Origin of the sequence: Pseudomonas sp. 102515, from assembly GCF_031085165.1 — a bacterium.
GTDB lineage: Bacteria > Pseudomonadota > Gammaproteobacteria > Pseudomonadales > Pseudomonadaceae > Chryseomonas.
On sequence record NZ_JAVHTY010000010.1, the window covers coordinates 15,727 to 25,272 of the forward strand.

Annotated in this window: 10 protein-coding genes; 4 read left to right on the forward strand and 6 right to left on the reverse strand. The window is 67.8% G+C overall.

What is annotated here, in order from left to right:
• Positions 1-2: 2 nt before the first annotated feature.
• The 3 genes from yccS (at position 3) to RCF34_RS22575 (ending at position 4,116) form a co-directional block, all read left to right on the forward strand.
• Positions 3-2,207, forward strand: coding sequence for a YccS family putative transporter (yccS, locus tag RCF34_RS22565; RefSeq protein ID WP_308710140.1), 2,205 nt, complete (start codon positions 3-5; stop codon positions 2,205-2,207).
• Between the two features lie 87 nt (positions 2,208-2,294).
• Positions 2,295-3,194: a sugar nucleotide-binding protein gene (locus RCF34_RS22570; RefSeq protein ID WP_308710141.1), complete on the forward strand. Its 900-nt coding sequence runs from the start codon at positions 2,295-2,297 to the stop codon at positions 3,192-3,194.
• Positions 3,187-4,116 carry an NAD-dependent epimerase/dehydratase family protein gene (locus RCF34_RS22575; RefSeq protein ID WP_308710142.1) on the forward strand — a complete coding sequence of 310 codons (930 nt, stop codon included), beginning with the start codon at positions 3,187-3,189 and terminating at the stop codon, positions 4,114-4,116. The genes RCF34_RS22570 and RCF34_RS22575 overlap by 8 nt, the downstream gene beginning before the upstream one ends.
• Before the next feature lie 91 nt (positions 4,117-4,207).
• On the opposite strand, the gene RCF34_RS22580 is transcribed toward RCF34_RS22575, so the two are convergent.
• The 5 genes from RCF34_RS22580 to RCF34_RS22600 form a co-directional block, all read right to left on the reverse strand.
• Positions 4,208-4,897 carry an OmpW family outer membrane protein gene (locus tag RCF34_RS22580; RefSeq protein ID WP_308710143.1) on the reverse strand — a complete coding sequence of 230 codons (690 nt, stop codon included), beginning with the start codon at positions 4,895-4,897 and terminating at the stop codon, positions 4,208-4,210.
• A 97-nt stretch (positions 4,898-4,994) separates the two neighbouring features.
• Positions 4,995-5,489, reverse strand: a complete 495-nt coding sequence (locus RCF34_RS22585) for a DUF3299 domain-containing protein (protein ID WP_187980955.1) — start codon at positions 5,487-5,489, stop codon at positions 4,995-4,997.
• A gap of 13 nt (positions 5,490-5,502) precedes the next feature.
• Complete coding sequence (locus tag RCF34_RS22590; RefSeq protein ID WP_308710144.1) at positions 5,503-6,756, reverse strand: ABC transporter permease; 1,254 nt, start codon at positions 6,754-6,756, stop codon at positions 5,503-5,505.
• Position 6,757: 1 nt separating this feature from the next.
• A complete protein-coding gene (locus RCF34_RS22595) occupies positions 6,758-7,450 on the reverse strand; it encodes an ATP-binding cassette domain-containing protein (RefSeq protein ID WP_374941227.1) in 693 nt (230 codons plus the stop codon).
• A 22-nt stretch (positions 7,451-7,472) separates the two neighbouring features.
• Complete coding sequence (locus tag RCF34_RS22600) at positions 7,473-8,024, reverse strand: DUF2796 domain-containing protein (protein ID WP_308710146.1); 552 nt, start codon at positions 8,022-8,024, stop codon at positions 7,473-7,475.
• 122 nt (positions 8,025-8,146) lie between these two features.
• On the opposite strand from RCF34_RS22600, the gene RCF34_RS22605 reads away from it, so the two are divergent.
• Positions 8,147-8,503: a hypothetical protein gene (locus RCF34_RS22605; protein ID WP_308710147.1), complete on the forward strand. Its 357-nt coding sequence runs from the start codon at positions 8,147-8,149 to the stop codon at positions 8,501-8,503.
• A gap of 123 nt (positions 8,504-8,626) precedes the next feature.
• Here RCF34_RS22605 and trxA read toward each other — a convergent pair whose 3' ends face one another.
• The gene (gene trxA, locus RCF34_RS22610; protein ID WP_308710148.1) at positions 8,627-9,496 is read right to left on the reverse strand and encodes a thioredoxin; all 870 of its coding nucleotides are present in this window, start codon (positions 9,494-9,496) and stop codon (positions 8,627-8,629) included.
• Positions 9,497-9,546 lie beyond the last annotated feature (50 nt).

Genomic DNA, 9,546 nt, shown 5'->3' on the forward strand with positions numbered 1-9,546 from the left:
TCATGACTGTGTTTGGAGTGTCTTTGCGCCAGCTCTGGGCGCACGAAAAGGCCAGCTATGGCGTTCGCGTCTTTGTCGCCCTGAGCGGCGCCATGGCCGTCTGCTGGTCGCTGGGCGACCTGCGCGCGTTGTCGCCGGTGTTTCTCGGCATCATCGCCAGCGCCCTGGCGGAAACCGACGACAGCTGGCTGGGCCGTCTCAAGTCGCTGGTGGTCACGCTGCTGTGCTTCGCGGTGGCCGCCTTCGCGGTCGAACTGCTGTTTCCCTATCCCTGGATCTTCGTGGCGGGCCTGGGCCTGGCCACCTTCAGCCTGACGATGCTGGGCGCCATCGGCGAGCGCTACGCGTCCATCGCCCAGGCCACGGTGATCCTGTCGATCTACGCCATGATCGGCGTGGATCAGCGGCTGGGTACCCAGGTGCCGTTGTGGTACGAGCCGGCGCACCTGCTGGCCGGGGCGCTGTGGTACGGGCTGCTCTCGGTGCTCTGGTGCGCGCTGTTCGCCCATCAGCCGGTGCGGCAGAATCTGTCCGCGCTCTATGGCGAACTGGAGACCCTGCTCCGACTCAAGGCGGAGATGCTCGAACCGGTGCGTGGGGTGGATCTGCATCGGCGGCGGGTACTGCTGGCCCAGCAGAACGGCAAGGTGGTGCAGGCGCTGAACCAGGCCAAGGCGACCATCCTCAATCGCTTCGGCCGCTCGGGGCGGCCGGGTGCACGTTCAGGGCGCTACTTCCGTCTGTATTTCATGGCGCAGGACATCCATGAGCGCGCCAGTTCCTCGCACTATCCCTACAGCGCCCTGACCGAGGCGTTCTTTCACAGCGACATCCTCTTTCGCTGCCAGCGCCTGCTCAAGCTGCAGGCCGCGGCCTGCCGCAACATGGGCGAGGCGATCCGCCTCGGTCAGCCCTTCGAATATGGCCAGCAGAGTCAGCAGGGGCTGACCGATCTGCAGGCCTCGCTGGAGTATCTCAAGCAGCAGCAGAATCCGCGCTGGCGAGGTCTGCTGCGCTCCCTGGACCTGCTCGGGCACAATCTCTCGACCCTGGAGCGGCAATTTTCCGAGGCGGGCAACAGCGACTCAGGGGCGGCGGATCTGGATACCAGCCTGCTGGATCCGGCGGCGCGCTCGCTGCGCGAGGTGTTCCAGCGTATCCGCCTGCAGCTGACCCCGACCTCGCTGCTGTTCCGCCATGGCCTGCGCATGGCGCTGGCGCTGATGGCCGGCTATGGCGTGCTGCACCTGATCCACCCGGTCAACGGCTACTGGATCCTCCTGACCACGGTATTCGTCTGCCGGCCGCAGTACGGGGCCACCCGGGTGCGGCTGGTGCAGCGGATCGTCGGTACGGTGATCGGGCTGTTGCTGGGCAGTGCCTTGCTTGAGCTGTTCGCCCAGCCGGAGATCCAGCTGTTGCTCGCGCTGGTCGCCGGTCTGGTGTTCTTCATCACCCGGACGGATCGCTACACCATCGCCACCGCGGCCATTACCCTGATGGTGCTGTTCTGCTTCAACCAGGTGGGCAATGGCTTCATGCTGATCTGGCCGCGGCTGCTGGACACCCTGCTGGGTTGCCTGATCGCGGTGCTGGCAGTGTTCTTCGTCCTGCCGGACTGGCAGGGACGCCGCCTGCATCTGGTGATGGCCAACACCCTGCGCACCAACGCACTCTATCTGCGCCGGTTGCATGAGCAGTACCGCACCGGCAAGCGCGACGATCTCGATTACCGCGTGGCGCGGCGCAATGCCCACAACGCCGATGCGACACTGTCGGCGGCGCTGGCCAACATGCTGCGCGATCCCGGGCATTTCCGGCGCAACCTGGAAGCGGGCTTCCGCTATCTGGCGCTGTCCAACACCTTGCTGGGTTATCTGTCGGCGCTGGGCGCGCATCGTCGCCAGCTGGAAGCGGCCGAGCACGATGCCCTGGTGGAGCGCGCCGTTACCCGTATCGCCGACGGCCTGGAGGCCATTGCCGCAGCGGTGGCGGAGCGGCGCAGTCTGCCACCGACCGCCGAAGAGGAAAGCAGTCTCGCCGACGAGCTGGAAGCCGCGGCGGATGACAACGACGACGGCTATCGACTGGTGTGCACCCAGCTGGCGCTGATCTGCCGGTTGCTGCCCAATCTCAAGAGCGCCGCCAACCATACCCTGCGCGAACAGACCCGCGAGGAACCGGCAGCGGTTGCCGCCGGTGCTTGAGCAAGGTTGGCGCGACGCGCTATTTTGACCGATGTCCGTCGAGTCTTTCGACGCCTGTCTAAGCTGGTTTGAAGGCTGTTCCAACACATGCGTATGCGTCTTCTAGTAGTGGGCGGGGAGAGCGCCCTGGGCAAGGCGCTACTCGCCGCCGGTGCCGAAGCGGGCATCGAATTCGTCGCCCCCGGGACTCCCGCGGAGGGCTGGTACGCTGCCGGACTGACCGAGGTCCTCGACCGGGTACGGCCGGGGGCGGTGATCAATCTCGCCTATTACCGCGACTGGTTGCAGGCGGCGGACTTCGATCCGGCCCTGATGCAGCGCCAGGCGCTGGCCGTCCAGCGCCTGGCCGGCCTCTGCCAGCACTATCAGATTCCGCTGATCCAGCCGTCCAGTTATCAGTTGTTCGATGGCTCGCGCGTGGCCGGCTATAGTGAAAAGGATCTTCCACGGCCCCCCGGGGCGCGTGGCGAAGCGCTCTGGCGGGTCGAGCAACTGGTGCGGGCGCTGTGCCCGATGCACATCCTGCTGCGCCTGGGCTGGGTGCTGGACGACTCCCGCGACGGGCGCCTGGGGCGTCTGCTGCAGCAGCTGGGTACCGAGCGGGTGGTGCCGATGGCGGGCGACCGGCGCGGCAATCCGACCACCGTGGGCGATGCCGCGCGGGTGCTGTTGGCCGTGGTCAAGCAGCTCGACTGCGGCGCGCCGCTCTGGGGGACCTATCACTACGGCGCCCAGGAAGCGGTGTCGGAGTTGGGCCTGGCGGAGACCGTCGCCCAGCTCTGGCAGGAATTCGATCGGCCGGTGCGCTGCGAATGGCAGGAGGTGACGCACCTCGAGCGTGCGGATGCCGCGGAAGAGCCACAACAGGGGGTGTTGATCAGTCGCAAGCTGCTCAACACCTTCGGAATCAAGGCGCGGCGCTGGCAGCAGGAGCTGCCGGCGCTGCTACAGGGCTTTCGGCAGGACGAGGTAGGTTTCCATGAGTGATGCGCCCATTCTGATCACTGGCGGTGCCGGTTTCATCGGCTCCCATCTGGCCGACGCGCTGCTGGCGCGGGGCAAGCGGGTGCGGGTGCTGGACGATCTGAGCACCGGCAAGCGCGAGAATCTGCCGCTGGACGACGACCGTATCGAATTGCGGGTGGGCGACGTGGCCGACGCCGCGACGCTGGAAGCCGCGCTGGCCGGTTGCGCAGCGGTGGTGCACCTCGCCGCGGTGGCTTCGGTGCAGGCGTCGGTGGAAGACCCGGTGGGTACCCACCGAGCCAATTTCATCGGCACCCTGAATCTGTGCGAGGCTATGCGCAAGGCTGGCATCAAGCGGGTGGTCTATGCCTCCAGCGCGGCGGTCTATGGCGCCAATGGCCAGGGGCAGGCCATCGACGAGGAGCTGCCCAAGGCGCCGCTGACGCCCTATGCGGCGGACAAGCTGGCGGGCGAGTACTACTTCGACTTCTATCGCCGCGAGCATGGGCTGGAACCGGCGATCTTCCGCTTTTTCAATATCTACGGTCCGCGCCAGGATCCGTCTTCGCCCTATTCGGGGGTGATCAGCATCTTTACCGAGCGTGCCCGGCGCCAGACGCCGATCACGGTATTCGGCGACGGCGAGCAGACCCGCGATTTCGTCTATGTGGCCGATCTGGTGGGTATCCTGGTGCAGGCGTTGGAAGCCCCCGTAGTCATGGCTGGCGCGGTGAACGTGGGGCGCGGCGAGACCATCAGCCTGAATGGTCTGCTGACGGAGATCGGCCAGGTGCTCGGTGGCCTGCCGGCGGTGACCCATGGCGCCGCGCGGGCTGGCGACATCCGGCATTCGAAGGCGGATAACAGCCGGCTGCGCGAACGCTTCGACTTCAGTCGCCCCACGACCATGGGGACGGGGCTGGCGGCGCTGCTACGGGACTAGCGGACGAGGCCAGGGGCAATCCCTGGCCTGTTGGGCTTCGACGCTGGAGCCGTCTCAGCGCCGACCTACGGCGCGGGTGGCTGGCGGTGGCCTAGAAGCGATAGCCCAGGCCGACCATGTAGACCCAGGGATCCACGTCCAGATCGACCTTGGCGCGGGCGCCGAGGGCGGTGTTGTCGACGTGGGCGGTGGTGGCGATGTCGATGTAGCGGATCTGGGCGTTGAGCATCACCCGGTCGGTGAGCATGAGATCGGCGCCGACCTGGGCGGACCAGCCCCAGGAATTGTCGGCGCGGAAGTTGTCGAAGCCGGCCGCGCTGGCGCCGCTGCCGACGTGCTCGTCGTAGATCCAGGTGTAGTTGAGGCCGGCGCCGACATAGGGCTGGAACGTCGCCTTGGCGTCCAGCGGGTAGTAGACCAGGCTCAGGGTCGGCGGCAGGTGCTTGAGGCTGCCCAACTTGCCATTGGCGGCGTCGAGCCCGGTGCCCTTGATGTTGACCTGGTGCTCGAAGGGCGTGGCCGCGAGTAATTCGAGGCCCAGGTGGTCGGTGAGCATGTAGGCGACGTTCAGCCCCAGCTGGGTGTCGCTGTCCATGGTCGCCTTGCCGCCCAGATTGGCGCCACTCAGGGCGCCTCTGTCGATCTTGACGTCGGAACTGCGCTCGTGGGGATCCACGGTGATGGCGCCGGCGCGCAGGATGATGTCGCCGGCCTGGTGGGCCTGGGCGAAGGGGGTGGCCAGGGCGAGGGCGAGCAGGCTGAGGCGGAAGAGGGGACGCATGGCGTGGGCTCCGAAGGCATTGAAAAAGGGCTGGGAGCAGCCTAGCGAAGCAGAAACGTCAGACTCTTGATCTCGCTCAAGGGTGGGTCACATCCTCTCAGGAACCATCGCCCTTGAGGATGTAGGGCTGGATGCGCTGGGCCTGCAGCCAGTAGCCGGCGACGGCCACCTCGCTGCGCTGGGTGCCTACGCCCAGGCGGCCTTCCACCCAGTAGGGCAGGTGCAGCTTGGACAGCCAGAGGTCGTGGCTGCCCTTGACGTAGACGATCTGGTTGCCGGGCGGCGGCGGTACGTGGATGCAGGCGCCGTAATAGGGGACCAGCAGGAATTCGGTGACCTCGCCCTCCTCGGTGACCATCAGCGGCACCACGTAGCCGGGCAGGCGCACCTCCTGGCCGTCCAGGGCGGCCACCGTGGGCGCGTCCGGCCAGGGCTGGCTGGCGGCCGGGCCGTCTTCGCCGAGGCCGTGATCGACGCTGCCGGGATTGAAGCGCGGCGCATCGGCCGGCACCAGTTCGCGCCAGGCGAGTTGGCGAGGGTCGGCCTGGGCCCAGGACAGCCAGCAGAGCAACAGCAAGAGCGCCAGGCGCATGGGGAAGCCTCGTCTACAAACGCACGGACAACCCGTCCGTGAGGGCCTGGCGACAGCCGCGCCAGGCCGGAATGCAGCCGAGCACCAGCGCCGCGAGCAGGATACCGCCGAGCAGTTGCCCATCGTAGAGCGAGGGCCAGTCCAGCGGCAATGCCAGGCCGTATTCCGCCAGCAGCCAGGGCCGGCCCAGGGCGATGGCGCCATAGAGCAGCGCCAGCCCGGCGAGACAGCCGGCCAGGGTGAGGGCCAGGGCTTCGGCCAGCAGCAGGCCGAACAGATGACGCGGCTGGGCACCTACCGAGCGCAGGATGGCCATCTCCCGGCGTCGTTCGTTGAGGCTGGCGAGCAGGGCGGTGAGCATGCCCACCAGCCCGGTGAGCACCACGCACAGCGACATCACCAGCAGCGCCTGTTCCGCCGTGCCGAGCAGACCCCAGAGTTCCTGCAGGGCCACGCCGGGCAGGATGGCCAGCAGCGGCTCGCCACGGTAGTCGTTGACCGCGCGCTGCACGGCAAAGGTGGCCACTCGGCTCTTGAGGCCGACCAGGGCGGCGGTGAGGTCCTGGGGCGTGAGATCGCGCCGGCGCACCTCGGCCTCGCTCAGCGCAGGACCGGGCATGCCGCCGCGCCAGTCCAGGTGCAGGGCGGTCATGCCGCTCAGCGGGATGTGCAGGGTGCGGTCGACGGGGGTGCCGGTGGGGGCGAGGATGCCGACCACGGTGAAGGGGTGGTCGCTGTGCTCGGTCAGGCTGATGGTGGCAACGCCATGGGCCAGCACGACCTCATCGCCCAGTTGATAGTGCAGCGCCTTGGCCACCTCGGCGCCCAGCGCCACCTCGAAGACGTCGCTGAAGGGGCGGCCCTGGGCCAGCCGCAACGGCTGGTTGCGCCCGTAGTGATAGTGGGTGAAGTAGTTGCCGTCGGTGCCCAGCACCCGGTAACCGCGGTGGGAGTCGCCAAGGGACAGCGGAATGGTCCAGGCGACGCGGGGATCGGCGGCGAGCTTCTCGTAGCTCTCCCAGCGGATGTTGTTGGTGGCGTTACCGATGCGGAACACCGAGTAGAGCAGCAGGTTGACCGCACCGGAGCGGGCGCCCACCACCAGGTCGGTGCCGGCGATGGTGCTGGCGAAGCTGGCCTTGGCCTCGGTGCGCAGCCGCTCGACGCCCAGCAGCAGGGCTACCGAGACGGCGATGGTGAAGACGGTGAGCAGGGCGGTGGCGCGGCGATTGCGCAGGCTGGCCCAGGCCAGTGGGAGAAGGGGCATCCTAGGTCTCCGGCCGGGCGGCGTTGAGCTGGGCCAGGGTCAGGTGGCGGTCGAAGCGATCGGCCAGGCTGCGGTCGTGGCTGACGAACAGCAGGCCGGCACCGGCCGCCGCGCACTCGGCGAACAGCAGTTGCAGGAAGGCGTCGCGGTGATCGGTGTCCAGCGCCGAGGTGGGTTCGTCGGCGATCACCAGTTCCGGTTGGCCGATCAGGGCACGGGCGGCGGCGACCCGCTGCTGCTGGCCGATGGAGAGTTCGCGGGCCGGGCGCCGGGGCAGGTCGGGATCGCCCAGCCCCAGGGCACCGAGCAGGGTCAGGGCCGCACGCCGGGGATCGCCATGCCGCGCACGGGCACGCTCGCGGCGTAGCGCCGAGAACTGGCACGGCAGCAGGACGTTGTCCTGCACCGAAAGAAAGGGCAGCAGGTTGAATTGCTGGAACAGAAAGCCGGTGTGGTCGACGCGAAAGCGATCGCGCCGGGCGGTGGCGAGCGCTCCCAGGTCCTGACCGAGCAGGCGCACCTGGCCGCGACCGGGGCGCTGCACGCCGCCGAGCAGGCCGAGCAGAGTGGTCTTGCCGCTGCCCGAGGGGCCTTCGAGAAACAGCGCCTCGCCAGGTGTCAGTTGGAAGTGCCGGATATCCAGGCATTCCGCCTGGCCCGGCCAGGCGAAGCCGAGGTCCCGGATCTCGACCAGGGGGGCGGTGGTCACAGGCGTCCTACCACTTCAGCTGCGGTTGCTTGGCGGTCAGTTCGGCGCCCTGCTGGCCGCTGGCGACGAGGGCCTGGACCTCGACGCTGTGGCTGTTGGGGAAGCGAGCGAACCAACCAGAGAGGTCCAGGCTGTCGAGCGCACCCGGCTTGCTGCAGCTGAAGCTCATGCTGGCCTCCACGTCGAGATGGCCACTGGCGCTGGAATCCTTGGCGAACAGCGGGCTGATGGCGCTGGCTTCGGAAAGCCGGCAATCGGCCGCCGTGGGCAGCTTCACCAGCGGCTGGGGATTCGCCAGGCTCTGTCGCAGCGCGGCGACGGCGTCCTCTTCCTGCTGGTTGCGCGGGGCATGTTCGAAGCCCAGCAGATCGGCCGCCGGACTGCGCCACTGCAATTCCAGGCCGGTATCGGTCTGGGCCAGGTCGAGGTGGGATTCGCCGTGCACATGGGCGCCCAGGGCGCCGTGCGCGTGTTCGTCATGGTCGTCGTCGGTACCATGGGCGAAGGCCGGTTGGACGAGCGCGGCAGCAAGGCAGAGGGTCAGCAGGGGCAGGCGCATGGATGGCTTCCAGTGGGCGGAAAGGTGCTATGTTATGTTGTTGCATTTGCGTGCCGCAACCTCGGTTTGGCGTCGGCCGGTGGCTGTGGGAGCATGGGCCTCTGCACGACGAGGAGAACACCATGGTACGCATTCGCGGAACCATCGGCAGCCAGCCCGTGGATCTCACGGTGGAACTGGACGAGGCCGACTGGCAGCGCCTGGCTGCGGCCCTGCGGCCGACGGAGGCGCCCCTACCTGCCGCGGCCGTGAGCGCCGCACCCAGCGGGCCCAAGTCGGGTGGCGACATGCTCTGGGACCAGGTGGTGAAGCTGCTCAGCCAGGCTGGCCGCCTGAGCGGTCCGGACATCCTGGTGGCTCTGGAAAAGCTGACCGGCAATCTGGGCGTGGCCAAGCAGCTGCTGGTGCGGCTGAGGCACAGTCCCCAGGTGCGCATGGAGCGGGTGGGGGAGGCGCAGTTCTATATCTGGCAGGGATGAGGCTGGAGTGGGGTAGTGGCCAACGCTGCGCGGTTTTCCACGCTACTGATCGTCCACAGTGCCTGAATAACCGCAGCTGCGGATAAGGCCGCGTCTGGCGCGACGCAGCCATTACCGAGCGGCTTAGTACAGCGCCTGATACAGGCGGCGGCGATAGGTGGCGACCAGCGGGTGATCGTTGCCCAGCAGATCGAAGACCTGCACCAGGGTCTTGCGCGGCAGGTCGTCACCGTAGCCGCGATTGCGGCGGAACAGGTCCAGCAGACCATCCAGCGCCGGTTCATATTGCTGGCGGGCCAGTTGCTGCACGGCCAGCTGGTAGGCGGCTTCATCGTCGCCGGCATCGCGCGCCAGGCGGCTCTTGAGGTCGGCGACCTCGGGCAGGCTGGCGGCCTGGCGCAGGAAGGTCAGCTGGGCCCGGGCGCCGGCCAGCGCTTGCTTGTGCTCATCGCCCTTGACCGCATCCAGCACGGCCTGGGCATCGTCCAGTTCGTTGCGCTCGGCCAGGCAACGGGCATAGAGGATCAGCGCCAGGGCGTCACTGTTGTCTTCTTCGAGCAGCGCCTTGAGCAGCGCCTCGGCCTCGGCGAAGCGACCCTCGGCGAACAGCGCCTGGGCGGCGTCCAGCGGATCTTCCTCGGCCGGCGGCAAGGCCTGGACATGGGCTTCGAGCAGGGCGCGTATGGCCGACTCCGGCTGGGCGCCGGCGAAGCCGTCCACCGGCTGGCCATCCTTGAACAGCACCACGGTGGGCAGACTGCGGATGCCGAATCTCATCACCAGTTCCTGCTCGATGTCGCAGTTGACCTTGGCCAGGTGCAGGGCGCCGCCATAGGATTCGGTGATCTTGGCCAGCAGCGGCATCAGCACCTTGCAGGGCGCGCACCACTCTGCCCAGAAGTCCACCAGCACCGGGGTGCTGAAAGAGGCGTCGATGACCTGTTGCTGGAAGGTGTCGAGGGTGGCGTCGAAAATGTAGGGGACCTGGCTCATGGCGGACTCGGCAGACGAAAGTTGCACTATAGGTGGGGGCGCCGGGCTTG

Coding starts and splice junctions, on each gene's coding strand:
- yccS (WP_308710140.1), top strand. CDS start 3: ATGACTGTGTTTGGAGTGTCTTTGCGCCAGCTCTGGGCGCACGAAAAG.
- RCF34_RS22570 (WP_308710141.1), top strand. CDS start 2,295: ATGCGTATGCGTCTTCTAGTAGTGGGCGGGGAGAGCGCCCTGGGCAAG.
- RCF34_RS22575 (WP_308710142.1), top strand. CDS start 3,187: ATGAGTGATGCGCCCATTCTGATCACTGGCGGTGCCGGTTTCATCGGC.
- RCF34_RS22580 (WP_308710143.1), bottom strand. CDS start 4,897: ATGCGTCCCCTCTTCCGCCTCAGCCTGCTCGCCCTCGCCCTGGCCACC.
- RCF34_RS22585 (WP_187980955.1), bottom strand. CDS start 5,489: ATGCGCCTGGCGCTCTTGCTGTTGCTCTGCTGGCTGTCCTGGGCCCAG.
- RCF34_RS22590 (WP_308710144.1), bottom strand. CDS start 6,756: ATGCCCCTTCTCCCACTGGCCTGGGCCAGCCTGCGCAATCGCCGCGCC.
- RCF34_RS22600 (WP_308710146.1), bottom strand. CDS start 8,024: ATGCGCCTGCCCCTGCTGACCCTCTGCCTTGCTGCCGCGCTCGTCCAA.
- RCF34_RS22605 (WP_308710147.1), top strand. CDS start 8,147: ATGGTACGCATTCGCGGAACCATCGGCAGCCAGCCCGTGGATCTCACG.
- trxA (WP_308710148.1), bottom strand. CDS start 9,496: ATGAGCCAGGTCCCCTACATTTTCGACGCCACCCTCGACACCTTCCAG.